This is a genomic window from Paraburkholderia sp. SIMBA_054 (assembly GCF_046534875.1).
Lineage (GTDB): Bacteria > Pseudomonadota > Gammaproteobacteria > Burkholderiales > Burkholderiaceae > Paraburkholderia > Paraburkholderia hospita.
Genome location: NZ_JAWRXV010001773.1, coordinates 1 through 234 on the forward strand (window position 1 = coordinate 1; position 234 = coordinate 234).

Annotated in this window: 1 protein-coding gene; it reads right to left on the bottom strand. The window is 68.4% G+C overall.

Going from position 1 to position 234, the window contains the following annotated elements; all coding sequences use genetic code 11:
- The coding region (locus SB822_RS61190; protein WP_410859674.1) for a phosphoribosylaminoimidazolesuccinocarboxamide synthase at window positions 1–234 on the bottom strand (234 nt) is incomplete at both ends.

Sequence of the window (234 nt, forward strand, 5' to 3'; positions counted from 1 at the left end):
CCAACCTCGTACTGGTCGGCCGGCCAGTAGCGCGAGGAGTCCGGCGTCAGCATCTCGTCCATGATGTACAGGCGGCCGTCGGCATCGGTGCCGAACTCGAACTTGGTGTCGGCCAGCAGGATGCCGCGCTCGGCGGCGAAGTCGGCCGCGAAACGGTAGATGCGCAGGGTGGCGTCGCGCACGCGCTCGGCCAGCTCGGCGCCGACGGTCTTGACCATCGCGTCGAAGTCGATG